Annotated in this window: 17 protein-coding genes and 1 tRNA gene; 6 read left to right on the top strand and 12 right to left on the bottom strand. The window is 63.4% G+C overall.

What is annotated here, in order from left to right; translation table 11 throughout:
- The first annotated feature begins 54 nt into the window (after nucleotides 1–54).
- Nucleotides 55–1,005 carry a patatin-like phospholipase family protein gene (locus ACFPTO_RS02790; protein ID WP_377709298.1) on the top strand — a complete coding sequence of 317 codons (951 nt, stop codon included), beginning with the start codon at nucleotides 55–57 and terminating at the stop codon, nucleotides 1,003–1,005.
- A 110-nt stretch (nucleotides 1,006–1,115) separates the two neighbouring features.
- On the opposite strand, the gene ACFPTO_RS02785 is transcribed toward ACFPTO_RS02790, so the two are convergent.
- From ACFPTO_RS02785 to ACFPTO_RS02765, 5 genes are all read right to left on the bottom strand, one after another.
- Nucleotides 1,116–1,805: a C40 family peptidase gene (locus ACFPTO_RS02785; RefSeq protein WP_377709296.1), complete on the bottom strand. Its 690-nt coding sequence runs from the start codon at nucleotides 1,803–1,805 to the stop codon at nucleotides 1,116–1,118.
- A 141-nt stretch (nucleotides 1,806–1,946) separates the two neighbouring features.
- Nucleotides 1,947–3,572, bottom strand: coding sequence for an ABC transporter ATP-binding protein (locus ACFPTO_RS02780; protein WP_377709294.1), 1,626 nt, complete (start codon nucleotides 3,570–3,572; stop codon nucleotides 1,947–1,949).
- Complete coding sequence (locus ACFPTO_RS02775; protein WP_377709292.1) at nucleotides 3,569–4,675, bottom strand: ABC transporter permease; 1,107 nt, start codon at nucleotides 4,673–4,675, stop codon at nucleotides 3,569–3,571. The genes ACFPTO_RS02780 and ACFPTO_RS02775 overlap by 4 nt, the downstream gene beginning before the upstream one ends.
- Nucleotide 4,676: 1 nt before the next feature.
- Complete coding sequence (locus ACFPTO_RS02770; protein WP_293034717.1) at nucleotides 4,677–5,714, bottom strand: microcin C ABC transporter permease YejB; 1,038 nt, start codon at nucleotides 5,712–5,714, stop codon at nucleotides 4,677–4,679.
- 42 nt (nucleotides 5,715–5,756) lie between these two features.
- Nucleotides 5,757–7,544, bottom strand: coding sequence for an extracellular solute-binding protein (locus tag ACFPTO_RS02765; protein WP_377709407.1), 1,788 nt, complete (start codon nucleotides 7,542–7,544; stop codon nucleotides 5,757–5,759).
- A 231-nt stretch (nucleotides 7,545–7,775) separates the two neighbouring features.
- Here ACFPTO_RS02765 and fabI point away from each other — a divergent pair, with 231 nt between their 5' ends.
- On the top strand, nucleotides 7,776–8,567 hold the full coding sequence (fabI, locus tag ACFPTO_RS02760) for an enoyl-ACP reductase FabI (protein WP_377709291.1): 792 nt from the start codon (nucleotides 7,776–7,778) through the stop codon (nucleotides 8,565–8,567).
- A gap of 136 nt (nucleotides 8,568–8,703) precedes the next feature.
- Here fabI and ACFPTO_RS02755 read toward each other — a convergent pair whose 3' ends face one another.
- From ACFPTO_RS02755 to ACFPTO_RS02745, 3 genes are all read right to left on the bottom strand, one after another.
- Nucleotides 8,704–9,042: a PXPV repeat protein gene (locus tag ACFPTO_RS02755; RefSeq protein WP_377709289.1), complete on the bottom strand. Its 339-nt coding sequence runs from the start codon at nucleotides 9,040–9,042 to the stop codon at nucleotides 8,704–8,706.
- A gap of 524 nt (nucleotides 9,043–9,566) precedes the next feature.
- Nucleotides 9,567–9,660: transfer RNA gene (locus tag ACFPTO_RS02750), tRNA-Ser, on the bottom strand.
- Nucleotides 9,661–9,886: 226 nt separating this feature from the next.
- Nucleotides 9,887–11,137, bottom strand: a complete 1,251-nt coding sequence (locus ACFPTO_RS02745) for an aspartate kinase (RefSeq protein ID WP_377709288.1) — start codon at nucleotides 11,135–11,137, stop codon at nucleotides 9,887–9,889.
- Between ACFPTO_RS02745 and ACFPTO_RS02740 the strand changes: the two genes are divergently transcribed.
- Nucleotides 11,127–11,561 (top strand): hypothetical protein, encoded by a 435-nt coding sequence (locus ACFPTO_RS02740; protein WP_377709287.1) that lies wholly within the window; start codon nucleotides 11,127–11,129, stop codon nucleotides 11,559–11,561. The genes ACFPTO_RS02745 and ACFPTO_RS02740 overlap by 11 nt on opposite strands.
- 28 nt (nucleotides 11,562–11,589) lie before the next feature.
- On the opposite strand, the gene tilS is transcribed toward ACFPTO_RS02740, so the two are convergent.
- The 4 genes from tilS to cysS all read right to left on the bottom strand — a co-directional run bounded on the left by tilS (nucleotide 11,590) and on the right by cysS (nucleotide 16,606).
- A complete protein-coding gene (gene tilS, locus ACFPTO_RS02735; RefSeq protein ID WP_377709286.1) occupies nucleotides 11,590–13,041 on the bottom strand; it encodes a tRNA lysidine(34) synthetase TilS in 1,452 nt (483 codons plus the stop codon).
- Nucleotides 13,042–13,082: 41 nt separating this feature from the next.
- Complete coding sequence (locus tag ACFPTO_RS02730; protein WP_296654233.1) at nucleotides 13,083–14,054, bottom strand: acetyl-CoA carboxylase carboxyltransferase subunit alpha; 972 nt, start codon at nucleotides 14,052–14,054, stop codon at nucleotides 13,083–13,085.
- A gap of 150 nt (nucleotides 14,055–14,204) precedes the next feature.
- On the bottom strand, nucleotides 14,205–15,161 hold the full coding sequence (locus tag ACFPTO_RS02725) for a DNA-3-methyladenine glycosylase family protein (protein WP_377709284.1): 957 nt from the start codon (nucleotides 15,159–15,161) through the stop codon (nucleotides 14,205–14,207).
- Between the two features lie 47 nt (nucleotides 15,162–15,208).
- Complete coding sequence (gene cysS, locus ACFPTO_RS02720; RefSeq protein ID WP_377709283.1) at nucleotides 15,209–16,606, bottom strand: cysteine--tRNA ligase; 1,398 nt, start codon at nucleotides 16,604–16,606, stop codon at nucleotides 15,209–15,211.
- Between the two features lie 240 nt (nucleotides 16,607–16,846).
- Between cysS and ACFPTO_RS02715 the strand changes: the two genes are divergently transcribed.
- The 3 genes from ACFPTO_RS02715 (at nucleotide 16,847) to ACFPTO_RS02705 (ending at nucleotide 18,833) form a co-directional block, all read left to right on the top strand.
- Nucleotides 16,847–17,560 carry a tetratricopeptide repeat protein gene (locus ACFPTO_RS02715; RefSeq protein WP_377709281.1) on the top strand — a complete coding sequence of 238 codons (714 nt, stop codon included), beginning with the start codon at nucleotides 16,847–16,849 and terminating at the stop codon, nucleotides 17,558–17,560.
- 67 nt (nucleotides 17,561–17,627) lie between these two features.
- Nucleotides 17,628–18,209, top strand: coding sequence for a peptidylprolyl isomerase (locus ACFPTO_RS02710; RefSeq protein WP_377709279.1), 582 nt, complete (start codon nucleotides 17,628–17,630; stop codon nucleotides 18,207–18,209).
- A gap of 129 nt (nucleotides 18,210–18,338) precedes the next feature.
- Nucleotides 18,339–18,833, top strand: coding sequence for a peptidylprolyl isomerase (locus ACFPTO_RS02705; RefSeq protein WP_377709278.1), 495 nt, complete (start codon nucleotides 18,339–18,341; stop codon nucleotides 18,831–18,833).
- The last annotated feature ends 5 nt before the right edge of the window (nucleotides 18,834–18,838 follow it).

The following is an 18,838-nucleotide window of genomic DNA, read 5'->3' as shown; positions in this document are numbered from 1 at the left end:
TCCTGTGATTGCGCGCCCCACGACAGCCCGTCCGGCGCCGGTTGGAGAACCCGTTTGAAGCCGTCATCGCCCTCTTTGAGCCGCCGCAGCTTTACGCTCGCGGCAGCGTCCACTGTCCTCGCAGCCTGCACGACCGCAGTCACCGAAACCGCCAAAGTCGCACCGCCCGTCAGCGAGACGACCGCCCCGCCGCCCATCGCGAGGCCGGCTCGCCCGGTCCGCGTCGGCCTCGCGCTCGGCGGCGGCGCTGCGCGCGGCTTTGCGCATATCGGTGTGATCAAGGCGCTGGAAGCGCGCAATATCCACGTCGATGTGGTGTCGGGTACGAGCGCGGGCTCGGTGGTCGCGGCGCTCTACGCCTCGGGCATGAATGGTTTCGCCCTCAACAAGCTCGCGCTGCAGATGGACGAAGCGTCGATCAGCGACTGGGCCATGCCGTTCAGCACGCGCGGCTTCCTGCACGGCGTCGCCCTGCAGAATTACCTGAACACGACCCTGCGCAACCGCCCGATCGAAAAGATGGCGAAGCCGCTCGGCATCGTCGCCACCGATCTGCACAGCGGCGAGGCGATCCTGTTCCAGCGCGGCAATACCGGCACGGCGGTGCGTGCGTCGTGCAGCCTGCCGTCGATTTTCGAGCCGGTAAAGATCGGCGGCCACGAATATGTCGACGGCGGCCTCGTGAGTCCCGTGCCGGCTTCGTTCGCGCGCAAGATGGGCGCCGACTTCGTGATCGCGGTCGATATCTCTGCGCGCCCGGAAACGGCCGCTACGGTCAGTCAGTTCGACGTGCTGATGCAGACCTTCACAATTATGGGCCAGTCGATCAAGAACTACGAACTTGAGAAATACGCGGACCTGGTGATTCGTCCGGCCCTGAACGCGATGTCGGGCAGCGATTTTGGCCAGCGCAACGCGGCCATCCTCGCCGGTGAGGAGGCCGTCGCGAGGATGATGCCGGAGCTGGAGCGCAAGCTGGCGGCCGTCCACGCCTCGTTTGCCTGAGAGAACGCGGGCTGCGGCCCGCGCCAACGCAAAAAGCCTGCTTCAGATGAAGCAGGCTTTTCGAGAACCCGGACCGCCTGGTTGCGCGTCGTCGCGCTTAGTTGCCGCGCTTAATTGCCGCCAGAACTGCCGCTGAGCTGAACGCTCACACGCTGCCGGAGGTCCTGCTGCTGTTGCGGCGTAAACGACGCTTCGATGCGGCGGGCGCCGGTAAAGCGCTTTTCCCAATAGCCGTCGTCAAGATCGTCGACACGGATCGTGCTGCCGGTGGACGGCGAATGCACGAACTTGTTGTCGCCGATATAGATGCCGACGTGCGAGAAGGTGCGGCGCATCGTGTTGAAGAACACGAGATCGCCCGGCTTGAGATTTCGCATGCTGACTTTCTCGCCAACACGGCTCATCTCTTCCGCGCGGCGCGGCAGCGACATGCCGAGCGTGTCCTGGAACACATAGCGCACGAAGCCGCTGCAGTCGAGGCCCGAATCCGGAGTGCTGCCACCCCAGCGATAACGGACGCCGATCATGTTCAGTGCGCCCACAACGACGTCGCCGGCCTTGCCGGCCATGCCGGAGAGGAACGATCGGGCGCCGCTGCCAGCCGAAGCCGGGGTCGCCTGTTCAGTGGGAAGGGATTGCGTAGCCTGGGCGTTCGCCGCAATGCTGTGCGAACCGGAGACATCCTGGGTAGAGCTGCTTACTTCGTCGGCGAAGGCGCCGGGCGCCGCGGCTACCAGTATGCCGATGAACATCCCGGCGACGACGCGCGCACAAGCCTGGGTCAAGTATCGGTACTGCATTGTTCGGTAGAAAGTGCCCGCGAAACAGGGGGTTAGAAAAAAACTCTGGACGATACTAGCCAGTAAGTATTTGCGTGTCAAAACAAATAGAAAAAAACAATCGCAATAACCACATCATTGGCGCAGGTTTCTGCGCCTTCGTCATCGCGACAGCGCAGCTTTCAATAATTTTCGCGTGTAAGGATGCGCCGGCTCGTCGAAGATCCGATCGACGTCCCCTGCCTCCACGATCGCCCCGTTTTGCATCACCGCGACCCGGTGCGCCATCGCACCGATCACCTCGAGATCGTGGCTGATGAAAACATAGCCGAGGTTGTATTTGCGTTGCAAATCCGTCAACAATCGCAACACCTGTTGCTGAATCGAAACGTCGAGCGCGCTGGTCGGCTCATCGAGCACGATCACGCGCGGCTCGAGCACAAGCGTGCGGGCGATGGCGATGCGCTGGCGCTGCCCGCCCGAGAATTCGTGCGGATAGCGTTGCAAAGCCGTGCGGTCGAGCCCGACTTCGCGCAACGTTGCAACGATGCGTTTGCGGCGCTCCTCGCTGCCGAGATCGGGCCGATGCAGCGCGAGCCCTTCGCCGACGATGCGCTCGATGGTCTGCCGCGGCGAAAGCGAACTGAATGGATCCTGAAAGACGACCTGCAGATGCGAGCGCAACGAAAGTTTTTCGCGCCCCAGATAACTTTTGAGCGGTTTGCCCTGGAACTCGATCTGACCTGCGGCAGTTCGTTGCAGGCCCAACATTGCCATCGCCAGGGTCGACTTGCCGGATCCGGACTCGCCGACGATGCCGAGCGTCTCGCCCTGCCGCACCGAAACGGTCGCGTCGTTCACGGCCCGAAAGCGTCCCTTGTGCCACCAGCCCTTGAAGCCGGGCAATCGGGTCGGGAAGTCCACGACGACGCCCCTCGCCTCCAGCAGCACCGGCGCGATGGGCAGCACGGGCACGACGTTGCGCTCCGGCCGGCTCGCGATCAGCCGCTGCGTGTACGGATGTTGCGGCGCTTCGAAAATCTGTTCGACGGTGCCGACCTCCACGAGCTTGCCGCGCTCCATCACCGCGACACGCTGCGCAAAGCGGCGCACGAGGTTCAGATCGTGCGTGATGAGCAGCACCGACATGCCCCCGCCGGGTTTCTTGGCTTCTTCGCGCTGCAGTTCGAGCAGCAGCTCAACGATCTGGCCGCGAATCGTCACGTCGAGCGCCGTGGTCGGTTCGTCCGCGAGCAAGAGGCGCGGCCGGCACGCGAGCGCCATCGCGATCATCACGCGCTGGCGCTGGCCGCCCGACAACTGGTGCGGGTAGTCGAAAATGCGCCTGCGCGGCTCCGGAATGCCCGTGCGTTCAAGCAACCCGGCCGCGCGCCCGTAAGCCTCCTTCTTCGTCACGCCGTCGTGCAGCACGATCGTCTCGGCGATCTGTTCGCCGATCGTATAGAGCGGATTGAGCGCCGACATCGGCTCCTGGAAGATCATCGCAATGTCGCTGCCGCGCAGCCCGCGCATCGCGCGCTCGCTCTTCACGAGCAGATCTTCGCCGTCGAAACGGATCGACCCCGTCACCTGCGCGTCGCGCAGCAGCCGAAGGATCGCGAGCGCCGTCACCGTCTTGCCCGAGCCCGATTCGCCGACCAGCGCCACGCGTTGATCACGTCCGATCTCGAACGCGATGTCGTCGACGGCGACCGTGTCGTTAAACCGTACGCTCAGGCCCTCGATTGCGAGCAGCGGCGTGCCGGATTCCTGCCCAGGCGCGCTCACTGGTTGCCTCCGGCCTTCATCGCATCGGAGATGCGCGTATCGAGTGCATTGCGCAGCGCATCGCCCATGAACGTGAGCAGCAGCAGCGTCACGACCAGCACGCCGAACGTCGACATCGAAATCCACCACGCGTCCAGATTGCCCTTGCCCTGCGCAAGCAGTTCGCCGAGACTCGGCGTCGGCGGCGGCACGCCGAGGCCGAGAAAATCGAGGCTGGTGAGCGCGAGGATCGAGCCGCTCATGCGAAACGGCAGGAACGTGATGACCGGCGTAAGGCTATTGGGCAGCACGTGGCGCCAGATGATCTGCCAGTTCGAGAGACCCATCGCACGCGCGGCGAGCACGTAATCCTGATTGCGGTTGCGCAGGAATTCGGCGCGCACGTAGTCGGAGAGTCCGATCCAGCCGAAGAGCGACAACAAAATGATCAGCAGGATGAAACCCGGCTCGAAAATCGACGCGAAGATGATGAGCAGATACAGCTCGGGCATCGCGCTCCAGATTTCGATGAGCCGCTGCCCGAAAATGTCGACCTTGCCGCCGAAGTACCCCTGCACGGCGCCCGCGAGCACGCCGATGATCGTGCCGATCGCGGTCAGCACGAGCGCGAACTCCACCGAGACGCGAAAACCGTAGAGCAGCCGCGCGAAAAGATCGCGGCCGCTCGCGTCGGTGCCGAGCCAGTTCTGCCGCGAAGGCGGCGCCGGATTCGGCACTTTCGAGAAGTAGTTGAGCGTGTCGTAGTAGTACGGATTCGGCGGATAGATCGCGAAGTTGCCCGGCGCGTCGAAACGATGGCGGATATACGGATCGAGATAATCGGCGGGCGTCGGGAAATCGCCGCCGAACGTCGTCTCGGGATATTCCTTGAAAAGCGGGAAATACAGGTGAGCGTCGTAGCGCACGACGAGCGGCTTGTCGTTGCTCCAGAGAGGACCGGCAAGGCTCGCCGCGAACGCGACGAGAAACACGATCAGGCTCCAGTAGCCGAGCCGCTGCTGCCGAAAGCGCGCCCAGACGCGCGAGGCCGGCGTGGGTGACTTGAAAGCGCGCACGGACTCGGTGCGCAATGCGGATTCTGCGCCGGAACGGACTCGGTTCAACTCAGCGCTCCAGTTGTTCGAATTGGATGCGGGGATCGACCCACACGTAGCAGAGATCGGAGATCAGCTTTGTCAGCAGTCCGATCAAGGTGAAGAGATAAAGCGTGCCGAGCACGACCGGATAGTCGCGCCGCACCACCGACTCGTACGAAAGCAGCCCGAGGCCGTCGAGCGAAAAGAGCGTCTCGATCAGCAGGCTGCCCGTGAAGAACGCGCCGATAAACGCCGCGGGAAACCCGACCACGAGCGGCAGCAACGCATTGCGGAACACGTGCTTCCAGAGCACGGTGCGCTCTGAGAGGCCTTTTGCGCGCGCGGTCAGCACATATTGACGGCGGATCTCTTCGAGGAACGCGTTCTTCGTGAGCATGGTCGTCACGGCGAAACTGCCGACCACCGACGCCGTCACGGGCAGCGTGATGTGCCACAGGTAGTCGAGGATCTTGCCGCCCCACGACAGCGTGTCCCAGTTGTCGGACGTGAGGTTGCGCAACGGGAACAACTGCAGGAACGTGCCGCCGCCAAACAGCACGAGCAGCAGCACGCCGAGCACAAAGCCCGGAATTGCATAGCCGATCAGCACGACGAGGCTCGTGACGAGATCGAAGCGCGAGCCGTTGCGCACCGCTTTCGCGATGCCCAACGGCACCGATATCAGATACGTGAGAAAGAACGTCCATAACCCGATGCTGATCGACACCGGCAGCTTCGAAACGATCAGTGACCACACGCTCTGGTGATGGAAGTAGCTCTGTCCGAGATCGAAGCGCGCGAAGCGCCGGAGCATCAGGAAATAGCGTTCGAGCGGCGGCTTGTCGAAGCCGTAGAGCGCCTTGAGCTGCGCGATCTGCTGCGCATCGACGCCCGAATGCGCGCGCATGCCGAACGGCATGCCCTGCTCCGCGCCGCGGCGCAGTTCCCGCACCGCCTGTTCGACGGGGCCGCCCGGCACAAACTGAATCACGGCGAAGGTCAGCGTCAATACGCCGAACAGCGTCGGGATCATCAGCAGCAAGCGTTTGACGATATAGCTCCACATGCTCCTGGCGTCCGTGAGTTATGACTGCGCGGCAAGACCGCGTCAGGGCGCGACGTTCTGGTGCGGCTTGAACCACCATGTCGAGGTGATCCAGTCGATCGCGCCGTAATAAAGCGGCAGCTTCGCCGGGTAAGCCAGCGTGTTCCGGAACGCGACGCGGTGCGTCGTGTTGTACCACTGCGGTACGACATAGTAGCCGCGCATGAGCACCCGGTCGAGCGCATGCGCAGCATCGAGCAGTTGATCGAGCGTTTGCGCCTGCGTGAGCGCCTTGAGAATCGCATCGACGGCCGGCGATTTCACGCCGATCAGATTGCCCGAGCCCGGCTCGTCGGCGGCCTTGCTGCCGAAGCGGTCGACCTGCTCCGCGCCCGGCACCTGCACGTCGGGAAAGCGGATCGTCGTCATGTCGAAGTCGAAGGCATCGAGCCGCTTTTGATAAAGCGCAAAGTCGACCGCGCGATAGTTCACGCGAATCCCGAGCCGCACGAGCGCCTGCGTGTACTGCGCCATGATCGGCGCCCACTGCGCCGAGGCGCTCGTATCGTCGAGCACTTCGAACTCGAACGGCTCGCCTTGCGCGTTGCGCAGCGCGCCGTCGCGATAGGTCCAGCCCGCTGCCGCAAGCAGGCCGCGCGCCTTGAGCAGATTCGCACGCAGCGAGCCGGGCGGATCGGTGTTCGGCTGCACCGGCGGCGCGCCGAACACAGCTGGATCGAGGTCCTTGCGCCACGGTTCGAGCAAGGCCAGTTCGCCCGTCGAGGGCAGCCCCTTCGCCTGCAACTCGGTATTCGCGAACCAGCTATCCAGCCGCGTGTATTGGCTGTAGAACAGCATGCGGTTGAGCCACTGGAAATCCAGCGCGAGATCGAGTGCCTGCCTCACGCGCACGTCCTGGAAAATCGGCTTGCGCAGGTTGATGACGAAGCCTTGCATGCCCGTGCCGTTGTGCTGCGGGAACTCGCGCTTGATGAGCTCGCCGCTGTCGAACCGCTTGCCGACGTCGCGCCGCACCCAGTTGCGCGCGACGTTTTCGACGAGCGCATCGTATTCGCCAGCCTTGAACGCTTCGAGCCGTGCGACGTCGTCGGAATAGAGCTTGTAGGTGATGCGCTCGAAGTTGTTCGTGCCGACGCGCACCGGCAAGTCGTTGCCCCAATAGTGCGGATCGAGCTTGTAGGTGATCGTGCGGCCATTCGAGTGATGCTCGATCACGTATGGCCCGCTGCCGATCGGCTCCTCGAACGCAATCTGATCGAACGCAATGCGGCTGCCGTCGGCGCGCATCCCCCACTTCTGCGAAAACACCGGCATGCCGCCCGCGATCAGCGGCAGTTCGCGGTTACGGGTGCGAAACTCGAAGCGGATCGTCGCCGGATCGATCACGACGGCACGCGTGATTTCGCTGAAATTCGCCTGCACCGATGGCGAAGCCTGTCGGCTCTTGAGCGTGTCGAGCGAGAATTTGACGTCGGCGGCCGTGACCGGATCGCCGTTCGAAAAACGCGCGCGCGGATTCAGGTGGAACGTCACCGAAAGCCGGTCGGGTGCGATGCGAATGTCGTCGGCAAGCAGGCCGTATGCGGATGCCACCTCGTCCATGCTGCCCGCGGTCAGGCTCTCGAACATCAAGCCGAGGCCGGGCGCCGCGTTGCCGCGCATCGTGAAGGGATTGAACTTGTCGAAGCTCGTGAGGCGGTCCGGATTCGCGAGCACGAGCGTACCGCCCTTCGGCGCATCCGGATTCACATAGTCGAAGTGCCGGAAACCGGGCGGATACTTCGGCTCGCCGAATTGCGCAATCGCATACGCGGCGTGCGCGAACGGCATCGCCGCGAATGAGAACGTGAGCGCCAGACAACAGGCCGCCCCCCTCTTCGCCCACGCGCAAAGCCGCGTCGCAACCGTTTGCCCGCGCTGCGCGCGCGCTGCCCTGGCGGGCGTTACTGTCGTCATGGGTGGCGATTTGTCCAGTGAGCGGTGTCTTGTGAGAGAATTCTACCCAAACCGCGCGGCACGGCACTCCGGGCGCGCGACGCATTGACCTGATTAGGAGAATCCATGGGCTTCCTCGCTGGCAAACGCATCCTGCTGACCGGGCTGCTGTCGAACCGCTCGATCGCATATGGCATCGCGCAAGCCTGCAAACGCGAAGGTGCAGAGTTGGCGTTCACGTACGTCGGCGAGCGTTTCAAGGACCGCATCACAGAATTCGCGAACGAGTTTGGCAGCAACCTCGTGTTCCCCTGCGACGTCGCCGACGACGCGCAAATCGAAGCCCTTTTCGTCGATCTGAAGCAGCATTGGGATACGCTCGACGGCCTCGTCCACGCAATCGGCTTCGCGCCGCGCGAGGCTATCGCGGGCGATTTTCTCGACGGCATGACGCGCGAAAATTTCCGCATCGCGCACGACATTTCGGCTTACAGCTTCCCCGCGCTCGCGAAAGCTGCGGAGCCGATGCTCGCCAGCAACGCATCGCTCGTCACCCTGACCTACCTCGGCGCCGAACGCGCGATTCCGAACTACAACACGATGGGCCTCGCGAAGGCCTCGCTCGAAGCAAGCGTGCGCTATCTCGCGGTTTCGCTCGGCCCGAAGGGTATCCGCGTGAACGGCGTTTCGGCCGGCCCGATCAAGACGCTCGCGGCGAGCGGCATCAAGAGCTTCGGCAAGCTTCTCGGCTTTGTCGAGGCGAACGCGCCGCTGCAGCGTAATGTGACGATCGAACAAGTCGGCAACTCGACCGCGTTCCTGCTTTCCGATCTCGCGAGCGGCATCTCCGCCGAGATCATGCACGTCGATGGCGGCTTTCACGCCGTGGTGGGCGTCATGTCCGGCCTCAGCGAATAACGTACTGCCGACGCACTGCCCGCACTTCGTTGCGCGGGCAACTGCAAGACACAAAAAAGCCGCCCTCCTGGGCGGCTTTGCTTTTGCAGCGCTTTTGCGTCCGCTTTTGCGTCCTCAAGCGCCGCGCACGATGTGCTTAGTGCCAGCGGCCGTGATCGTGATCGCGATCGCCCCAGCGGCCATGATCTTCACCGCGGCCATGATGGCGATACCAATCGTCGCGACCCCAGTAGCGGCGGCCATCCCAATAGCGGTCTCCGTGCCAGCCAATGATGATCGCCGGTGCCGGCGCAACATAAACCGGCGCGGGCTGATAAACGACGGGCGGCGGCGCGTACACCGGCGCCGGCGCGACATAAACGGGAGCAGGAACGCCGATATTGACGCCAACGTTCAGGCCGCCAGCCATGGCTGCACCCGACGCACCGATAGCCACACCCCCGACAAGCATTGCAAGAACACGTGCGAACTTCATGGACTCACCTTTTTGCGAATGATTTTGTTGCATGCAATATAGCGCAGCCTCGGGCAGTGAACATTTCACGATTGTAATAACTGATGCACAGAGCGCCTCTGCGCAAGCCGTCGTTACGTCTCGTTACAAGGGCGTGGGCGAAACCGCGCCTCAGTGCCCGCGCAACATGGCGTCGCAACGTGGTGTGAATCGCATTAACAACTTTCCCGGTATTCACAATAGATGCGCCGAAACCACGCGATACTGCAACGCCCGGCAGCATAACACCGCTCATGACGCCGTAGAGGCGAGTCTCGCAACGTTTGCGAGCCGAAGTCAACATACTCGGCGCTCGGTCGTTCGGGGGGGGGTCTACAACGGCGCGCCGGACAAAACGACACATCGCCGCACATCGCTGCGCAGTCCTGACATTCCCGCCAGTCACGGATTGATTCGCGCAAGCCACGCCCGCAACCCACATTTCCCAGCCGCAAAACAAAAACCCCGCAAGTCCGAGAACTTGCGGGGTTTCGCCACCATATGACTGGCGGAGACGGAGGGATTCGAACCCTCGATCCAGGTTTTGGCCCAGATGCTCCCTTAGCAGGGGAGTGCCTTCGACCTCTCGGCCACGTCTCCCGAAAACTTCGCTCGCGCCAGGGAGGCAGCGCGACGAAGCCAAGATGATAGCGGGTTAGCGCGTCGCGGTCAATTTGTGGGACGTATTTTTTTGCAGGATTTCGACCGGTACGCGATCGACTTCGAAACATAAACTCGCGCAATAAAGTTCGGCCACCATACTGCTACGCCCACGAGACCTGTCAAACACGCATTAAACGCGCGTCAAACGCACGTCACACGGCGCTCACTCGTGCTCGAGATCGAATGCCTTGTGCAGCGCGCGCACCGCCAGTTCCATGTACTTCTCGTCGATCAGCACCGAAATCTTGATTTCGGAGGTCGAGATCATCTGGATGTTGATGCCCTCTTCCGCCAGCGTGCGGAACATCTTGCTCGCGACGCCCACGTGCGAACGCATGCCCACACCGACCACGGAAATCTTCGACACCTTCGGGTCGCCGAGCACCTGTTCGGCGCTCACGTGCCCCTTCACCTGGTTCGTGAGGATATCCATCGCGCGCGTGTAATCGCCGCGCGCCACCGTGAACGTGAAAGCCGTTTTGCCCTCCACGCTCTGGTTCTGGATGATCATGTCGACGTCGATGTTCGCATCCGCCACCGGACCGAGGATCTGATACGCAATTCCCGGCTTGTCGGGCACGCCCATCACGGCGATGCGGGCCTCGTCGCGCTGGAACGCGATACCCGAAATGACTGCTTTTTCCATGGTGTCGTCTTCTTCAAAAGTAATCAGAGTGCCCGATTTCATTTCCTCGTCGAGCGGCATCATCGGGTCGGTCAGGCTGGAGAGCACGCGCGTCTTCACCTGATACTTGCCCGCGAATTCGACCGAGCGGATCTGCAGCACCTTCGAACCGAGGCTGGCCATTTCCAGCATCTCTTCGAACGTGATGCGATCGAGGCGGCGCGCGTCGTCCACCACGCGCGGGTCGGTCGTGTAGACGCCGTCGACGTCCGTGTAGATGAGGCATTCGTCGGCCTCCAGCGCCGCGGCCACCGCGACTGCCGAAGTGTCCGAGCCGCCGCGGCCAAGCGTCGTGATGTGACCTTCGGGATCGATGCCCTGGAAGCCCGTAATCACGACCACCTTGCCCGCATCGAGGTCGGCCAGCACGCGCTCGCCGTCGATTTCGCTGATACGCGCCTTCGTGAACGAACTGTCGGTTTTGACCGGGACTTGCCAGCCGGTGTAGCTGATGGCGTCGACGCCGGCTTCGTGCAGCGCGATGGACAGCAGGCCGACGCTCACCTGCTCGCCGGTTGACGCGATCATGTCGAGTTCGCGCGGATTCGGCTGCGCGGAAATCTCTTTCGCGAGCCCGAGCAGGCGGTTGGTTTCGCCGGACATCGCCGAAGGCACGACGACCATCTTGTGGCCTGCCTTGTGCCATTTGGCAACGCGCCTGGCGACGTTCTTGATGCGCTCGACCGAGCCCATCGAGGTGCCGCCGTATTTGTGTACGATGAGTGCCATTGTCGTTCTGAACTGGAGATGTTACCGCGCTGGCGCACTGAAGACGGCCTCGCCGCCCGGCCCTTGGCCCCTGGCTTGGCTACGGCTTGCATGCAGCGCGTGCAGCACGCGCGGAGTTTGTCCGGCGCGCGAAAAACGATTGGGTTCCGGCGCCCCTGCCCGCATGTCGCGACGATGTCCCCGCAACCGACGCTTAACCGCCGAAGGAAAGATCGCGCCCTCTTCACTGCCTGCCGCTTTTGGCGGCGTCCGTGAACACGAAAAAGCGGGCTGGACAAACGAGTTAACCTACCCGATCGGCGCGGAAATTTCAAGACGAAATTGCCTGCTCATGGACGAAAAAGGCTTGTGCAGCAAGGATTTGCAGCAATTGGCGCTATTGATTAAACCCTTTTTATCAATATCGACGCCATGGCAGCGTTAATAATGGGGTCCGATTTATTTTTATAACGTCACGCGATCTGCAGATCCTCGCGCCACTCGATGCGCCGCCAGGTTGACGTCGTCTTAACTGAAGACGCGCCTCCGTGCGCGGCAAATTCCCACTCGGGGAACGCCGCGCGATTCACGCCGATGCGTGGCACGAACAAGAGCGTCTCGCCGCTGAAGAGCAGCGGCACGTCGCGCTCCCAGGCCGGAATGCCCTGCCGCTGAAACAGATGCTTGAGCGTGCGGCTCACCCCTGCTGACGCGTCGCGCACGCGCTCGCCGCCGGAGCGCTCGCGCGCGACGAGCGGTTGGCTGGCGAGCAGCGCTTCGGGCACTGCACCGGGGTCGGCGGCATCGGCGGGCGCAAACACGAATGTGCCGCGCCACTGCGGCAAGCGCCAGATTTCCTCGCCATGCCAGCTCAGTTCGGCCGGTTCACGCACCGATTGCGCAACCTTCGGCTCACGCGCCCTCTCCCAGAAAACCTTCCCGCGATAGCAGCGCAGCCGTTGCCCGGCGTGATCGACGCCCAACGCATGATCGCCGCCGGAGCCGTCCTCGCGGGCGATCTCGCGCAACTGGCGCAACGCATCGGCGATACGCGCGGTCGACGCCGTGGGCAGACCGAGCGTGCGCATCCAGTAACGCAGTACGTTGAGTGCGCGCGCATCGTCGAGCGCGACCAGCTTCGCATGCAAGAGCGACTCGGCATCGTGGCCGACGGCGATATCGCCGAGGTCGATCTGCGCCAGTTCGTCGAGCAGACGCTGCGCCGACGCCGCATGCGCCGCCGTGCGCGCAAGCGCATCGCGATAGCCCGGAAAATGCGCGGCGAGCGCAGGAATCACGTCATGGCGCAGCGCATTGCGCGCGTAGCGCGTATCGACGTTCGATTCGTCGTCGACCCAGCGCACGCCGTGCGCGTGCGCATACGCTTCCAGTTGCGAGCGCAACAGATACAGGAACGGCCGCACGCGCGGCACGCCGCCAGCGGGCGTGCGCGCCGGCGCCATTGCGGCCAGCCCCGCGAGCCCTGCCCCGCGCAGCAATTGCAGCAGCACAGTCTCGGCCTGATCGTCGGCGTGCTGCGCGAGCCACAGCGACTGCGCGCCATACGCGGCGCACATCTCGTCGAGCGCGCCGTAACGCGCCTCGCGCGCCGCCGCCTCAATACCCGCACGATCGGCGCGAGCCACCGCGATGTGCCGCGCGTCGAACGCCACGCCGAGCACGCTCGCCGTCGCCGCGCAATGCGCGAGCCACCGGTCGGCGTTCGGACTCAGACCGTGATGCACGTGAAGCGCGACGCAACGCGACGTGCCCGCGATGCGCACGGCGGCATCGAGCAGCACGGACGAATCGAGGCCGCCGCTATAGGCAACGGCGACGATGCTGTCGTTCGGGAGGCTGGAAAGCGCGACGCCGAGCGCATCGAGAACGATGCGCCCGGCGTCGGGATCGGGATGGTCAGTCACAGCGTGACGGCGCGTTCGCGCCGGCCATGTAGACGCGAGGCTTATGCGCCCGGCGTCGTTTCCTTGAATTTGCCGTAGGCCATCAGGCGCTCGTAACGACGCTCCTTCAGATCGGCGACGCTCATGCCCTGGAACTGGCGCAGCGAGTCGGAGAGCGCGCGGCGCAGCAATGCGGCCATGCCCTTCGGATCGCGATGCGCGCCGCCGAGCGGCTCGTTCACGATCTTGTCGATGAGACCGAGCGCCTTCAGGCGGTGCGCGGTGAGGCCAAGCGCTTCCGCAGCCTCGGGCGCCTTCGCGGCGCTCTTCCACAGAATCGACGCGCAGCCTTCCGGCGAAATGACCGAGTAGGTCGAGAATTGCAGCATCAGCACGGTATCGGCCACGGCAATCGCGAGCGCGCCGCCCGAGCCGCCTTCACCGATGATCGTCGTGATGATCGGCGTCTTCAGTTCGGCCATCACGTACAGATTGCGGCCGATCGCTTCCGACTGGCCCCGCTCTTCCGCGCCAATGCCCGGATATGCGCCCGGCGTGTCGACGAACGAGAAGATCGGCAGACCGAATTTCTCGGCGAGGCGCATCAGGCGCTCGGCCTTGCGATAGCCTTCGGGACGCGGCATGCCGAAGTTGCGCGCAGCGCGCTCCTTCGTGTCGCGGCCCTTTTGCTGCCCCATCACCATGCAGGCCTGGCCGTTAAAGCGCGCAAGGCCGCCGACGATCGCCAGGTCGTCCGCGTACGCGCGGTCGCCGTGCAGTTCGTGAAAATCGGTGAACAGCTCGTGAACGTAGTCGAGCGTATAGGGACGCTGCGGATGGCGCGCGATCTGCGAGACCTGCCACGGGCTCAGACTTAAATAGAGGTCCTTCGTGAGCTGCTGGCTTTTCTTCGAAAGCCGGTCGATCTCCTCCGAGATATCGACGGCCGAGTCGTCTTGAACGAAGCGCAGTTCTTCGATTTTCGCTTCGAGTTCAGCGATCGGCTGTTCGAAATCCAGAAACGTGGTTTTCATGTGTTGGAATCCTTGCACTTGCCGGCAGCGCGTATTCTAACCGCGACTGCCCGCATCGAAACTGGCGCAGAACTATCGGTTGACGATGACGATAGTCAAACACTCAACCGCATCTGCACCTTCAAATGCCGTCAAACCGAAGCACGCGGCTCACGCGGGCTCGAGACTGCGCCACATATACCACGTCGCGACGGTACGCCACGGCTCCCAATTGGCCGCGACTTCGCGTGCTTCGCTGCGCGTGACGGGTTCGCCGCTGAAGTAGTTGACGCTGATCGCACGGATCAGTCCGAGGTCGTCGAGTGGCAGCACATTCGGACGCGCGAGATTGAAGATCAGGAACATCTCCGCAGTCCAGCGGCCGATGCCGCGGATCTGCGTGAGCTCGGCGATCACTGCCTCGTCGTCCATCGACTTCCACTTGCCGACGTGCAGTGCGCCCGACACGAAGTGTTGCGCAAGATCAAGAATGTATTCCGCCTTGCGCTTCGACAGTCCGCATGCCGCGAGCTTCTCGTGACCGAGCTTCAGGAACTGCTGCGGCACGAGCTTGGGGCACGCATCCTCGACACGCCGCCACATCGCCTGCGCAGCCGCCGTCGAAATCTGCTGGCCGACCACCGAGCGTGCGAGCGTGACGAAAGGATCGTCCTGGCTCATGAGATGCACGGGGCCGAACTTCGGAATCAGCTTCTTGAGAATGCGGTCGCGCTTGACGAGATCGGCGCACGCGCGATCCCAGTAGTCGGGGCGTTGCACTTCAAGCTCGAACGCGTCTGACAGATTTTCAGCCGACGTTTCGGGCGCCGCTGCGCCATCGGGCCGCGGCCCGGGCACGGCATGCAACGCTCCGGCATCGAGCGGCACCTGTGCGCCGTTGGCCTTCATGCGCGCCGATTTCGCGCCCGCTTTGGGCGCCGGCTTCGCCTCGCCGTTGAGCGCCGCCCCGCTTTGCTTGCCCGCCGTCTTGTTTGCCGGCGCCGTCTTGCCATCGAGCACGTCTTTTGCGGTCTTCGCCGCCGCGGCGCCGCGCACCGCGCGCCTGCCCGCCGCCGCGCTCGTTTGTGACGCAGACCGCCTTGCCTGCGTCTTTGTGGCCGTTACCATCCTGCCTCCTGCCTCGCGAATCGATCAGTGGAAACTGGACAGCCCGCTCAAACGCGGCGCCACTCGGTCAATCCGCCCGGTTTGTCTTCCAGCGCGACACCGGCATCGAGCAGTTCGGCCCGGATCCGGTCCGCCTCCGCATACTGCTTCGCCTGCTTCGCGGCGGCGCGCGCGGCGATCTTCGCTTCGATTGCGGCTACGTCGAGCGCGCCTGCTTCGGGCGCACCCACGGCCTGCTGCAAGAACACGCGCGGCTCGCGCACCAGAAGCCCCATCACGCGCGCGAGGCGTTGCAGCTGACGCGCGAGCACCGCATCGCGCGTCCGGTTCACTTCAGTCGCAAGATCGAACAGCACGGCAATCGCGACCGGCGTATTGAAGTCGTCGTTCATCGCCGTGCGAAAACGCTGCGCAAACGGCTCGTCCCAGTCGAGTTCGCCCGCATCCGGCGTCACGTCCTTCAGCGCCGTGTAAAGACGCGTGAGCGCGTTGCGTGCATCGTCGAGGTGCACGTCGCTGTAGTTCAACGGTGAACGATAGTGCGCGCGCGCCATGAAGAAGCGCACCACTTCAGCATCGTATTTCGCCAGCACGTCGCGGATCGTGAAGAAGTTGCCGAGCGACTTCGACATCTTCTCATTGTCGATCTGCACGAAACCGTTATGCATCCAGTAGTTGACGAAGGTCTTGCCGGTCGCACCTTCGCTTTGCGCAATCTCATTCTCATGGTGCGGAAACTGCAGATCCTGGCCGCCGCCATGAATGTCGAAATGCTCGCCGAGTAATGCACAGCCCATCGCCGAGCATTCGATATGCCAGCCCGGGCGTCCGCGGCCATAGTCCGAATCCCAGCTCGTATCGGCGGGCTCCTGCGGCTTTGCCTGCTTCCAGAGAACGAAGTCGAGCGGATCCTGCTTGGCGTCGTTTGCCGCCACGCGCTCGCCCGCGCGCAAGTCTTCGATCGACTTGCCCGAGAGCGCACCGTAGTTCGCGAACTTGCGCACCGCGTAGTTCACGTCGCCATCCGTGCCCTGATACGCGTAGCCATTCTTCTGCAGCATGCCGATCATATCGAGCATCTGCGGGATATAGTGCGTCGCCCGCGGCTCGTGATCGGGACGCGCCACGCCGAGTGCATCGGCGTCTTCGTGAAGCGCGTCGATGAAGCGGTCGGTGAGCGACTTGATCGTCTCGCCGTTTTCCACCGCGCGGCGAATGATCTTGTCGTCGATATCGGTGATATTGCGCACGTACGTCACGTTATAACCGAGCGCGCGCAGCCATCGCTGGACGATATCGAATACCACCATCACACGCGCATGGCCAACGTGACAATAGTCATACACCGTCATGCCGCAGACGTACATGCGTACGACGCCGGGCTCAAGGGGCACGAAAGGCTGCTTGTCACGCGCGAGCGTGTTGTAGATGCGCAGTGATTCCATAAAGAAGATGGATACGTGGTCGAAGAAAATCCGCAACGGCGTCGATCGCGGCCGGCCGGTGCGACGCACCGCGGCGCTCAGGCTGCGATCTGGGCGGAGACGACCACGAGGAGCAAAGACAGCCAGGCGTCTCACGCTGCGCGCCCGGAACATACCGGATGCAACCGGAACAAGCGCGCGACGAAAACGCACAGACCTTTTGTTAGAATGGCTCGGAGTATAACACCGCGAACTCACCCTATGAAACCTTCCAGCGGCCGCGCGCCTCGCGTTGCGACCCTTGCCGCAGCGGCGCTTGCGAGCGTCGCGTTCGTCCTTGGCAGCGCGCAAATCGCACAGGCTGCGACGCTTGCGACGACGGACAGCACGCCCGAAGCCGACAGCGCCATCGCGCAGCATAACTGGGCGGCCGCGCTCGAAGCCCTCGACGCGCGCATCAAGTCCAACCCGCGCGACGTGCAGGCGAAGTTCAAGCGCGCCACGATCCTCGCGCGCATCAATCGCGACGACGAGGCGATCGAGGCATTCACCGCGCTCACGCAGCAATACCCTGAACTGCCCGAACCGTACAACAATCTCGCGGCGCTCTACGCGAAGCACGGCCGCTTCGACGATGCGCGCGTCGCGCTGGAAACGGCGGTCAAGGCGAACCCGTCCTATGGGCTCGCCTGGGAGAACCTCGGCGACCTCTATCTGCGCATGGCCGATGCGTCATACCGACGCGCAACGGCGCTCGGCCATGCGAGCGGCACGACGCAGCAGCGCTTAACCGACCTCCAGAATATCGTCGCGCCGTCCAATGCGCCGGGTAAGGCACACCCGGCACACCCGGCGCAAGCCCCAGCCGCAAGCGCCGCGCCTCTCGCTTCGCCCGTGCTGAACAGCCCGACATTCCAGTTCGGCGGCCCGAGCGGGCCGCTCGCGATGCCGCCGTTCATGGCGCCTTCGCAGTAAGCCGCGTCGCGCTGCGCACGCAGCGCCGCACCCTGTTTTTCCGCTACCCGCTTTTCCGAGGATACTCATGAAATGGTTGATGTTGGCGCTCGGCAGCGCCGCCCTGATCGCGAACGCACCGGCCTTTGCGCAACCTGCCGTGCAGGCCGCGCACCCGCAGGTGCTCATCAAGACCAGCGAGGGCGACATCCGCGTCGAACTCTATCCTGAGAAAGCGCCGAAGACCGTCGACAACTTCCTCCAGTACGTGAAGTCAGGCCAGTACAACGGCACGATTTTCCATCGCGTGATCCGCGGGTTCATGATCCAGGGCGGCGGCTACACGACGAGCTATGTCGAGAAACCCACGCGCGCGCCGATCCCGCTCGAGAGCAAGACCGGCCTGAAGAACCTGACCGGCACGATCGCGATGGCGCGCACGGGCGACCCGGATTCGGCGACGGCGCAGTTCTTCATCAACACCGTCGATAACGCCGGCCTCGACTATCCGAATCCGGACGGCAACGGCTACGCGGTGTTCGGCAAGGTCACCCAGGGCATGGACGTCGTGTCGAAGATCGAAGCGGCGCCCACCACCTCACGCGGCCCGATGTCCGACGTGCCGCAAACGCAAATCGTGATTCAGTCGGCGACCGTCGTCGGCAAATAACGGATAACAACGGGTAACGCCGCTCCACTCATCGCACGGCGCGGCACCGGCACACGCGAGCGCACAACGCTTCGCCTCGTGCCGCTGCCGCGCCGTCCAACCACCCCTGCCACAGCAAAGGATTGAATCATGGTCGAACTGCATACGAACCACGGCGTCATCAAGCTCGAACTCAACGCCGAAAAGGCCCCGAAGACGGTTGAAAATTTCCTCGCCTATGTGAAGAAGGGCCACTACGACGGCACCGTCTTCCACCGTGTCATCGACGGCTTCATGATCCAGGGCGGCGGCTTCGAAGCCGGCATGACGCAAAAACCCACCGACGCTCCGATCGAAAACGAAGCGAACAACGGCCTGAAGAACGAGCGCGGCTCGATCGCGATGGCGCGCACCAACGACCCGCATTCGGCGTCGGCCCAGTTCTTCATCAACGTCGCCGACAACGACTTCCTGAACCACTCGTCGCCGTCGCCGCAAGGCTGGGGCTACGCCGTGTTCGGCAAGGTCGTCGAGGGCCTCGAAGTCGTCGACAAGATCAAGAAGGTCAAGACCGGCTCGAAGGGCTTCCATCAGGACGTGCCGGTTGACGACGTCGTGATCGAGAAGGCTGTCATCGTCGACTGACAACA

This window comes from Paraburkholderia denitrificans (assembly GCF_042655705.1).
Taxonomy (GTDB): Bacteria; Pseudomonadota; Gammaproteobacteria; order Burkholderiales; family Burkholderiaceae; genus Paraburkholderia; species Paraburkholderia denitrificans.
This window is presented reverse-complemented; position numbering and strand designations above follow the sequence as displayed.

Coding starts and splice junctions, on each gene's coding strand:
- ACFPTO_RS02785 (WP_377709296.1), bottom strand. CDS start 1,805: ATGCAGTACCGATACTTGACCCAGGCTTGTGCGCGCGTCGTCGCCGGG.
- ACFPTO_RS02770 (WP_293034717.1), bottom strand. CDS start 5,714: ATGTGGAGCTATATCGTCAAACGCTTGCTGCTGATGATCCCGACGCTG.
- ACFPTO_RS02765 (WP_377709407.1), bottom strand. CDS start 7,544: ATGCCGTTCGCGCACGCCGCGTATGCGATTGCGCAATTCGGCGAGCCG.
- fabI (WP_377709291.1), top strand. CDS start 7,776: ATGGGCTTCCTCGCTGGCAAACGCATCCTGCTGACCGGGCTGCTGTCG.
- ACFPTO_RS02755 (WP_377709289.1), bottom strand. CDS start 9,042: ATGAAGTTCGCACGTGTTCTTGCAATGCTTGTCGGGGGTGTGGCTATC.
- ACFPTO_RS02740 (WP_377709287.1), top strand. CDS start 11,127: ATGAGTGCCATTGTCGTTCTGAACTGGAGATGTTACCGCGCTGGCGCA.
- ACFPTO_RS02745 (WP_377709288.1), bottom strand. CDS start 11,137: ATGGCACTCATCGTACACAAATACGGCGGCACCTCGATGGGCTCGGTC.
- ACFPTO_RS02730 (WP_296654233.1), bottom strand. CDS start 14,054: ATGAAAACCACGTTTCTGGATTTCGAACAGCCGATCGCTGAACTCGAA.
- ACFPTO_RS02725 (WP_377709284.1), bottom strand. CDS start 15,161: ATGGTAACGGCCACAAAGACGCAGGCAAGGCGGTCTGCGTCACAAACG.
- cysS (WP_377709283.1), bottom strand. CDS start 16,606: ATGGAATCACTGCGCATCTACAACACGCTCGCGCGTGACAAGCAGCCT.
- ACFPTO_RS02715 (WP_377709281.1), top strand. CDS start 16,847: ATGAAACCTTCCAGCGGCCGCGCGCCTCGCGTTGCGACCCTTGCCGCA.
- ACFPTO_RS02710 (WP_377709279.1), top strand. CDS start 17,628: ATGAAATGGTTGATGTTGGCGCTCGGCAGCGCCGCCCTGATCGCGAAC.
- ACFPTO_RS02705 (WP_377709278.1), top strand. CDS start 18,339: ATGGTCGAACTGCATACGAACCACGGCGTCATCAAGCTCGAACTCAAC.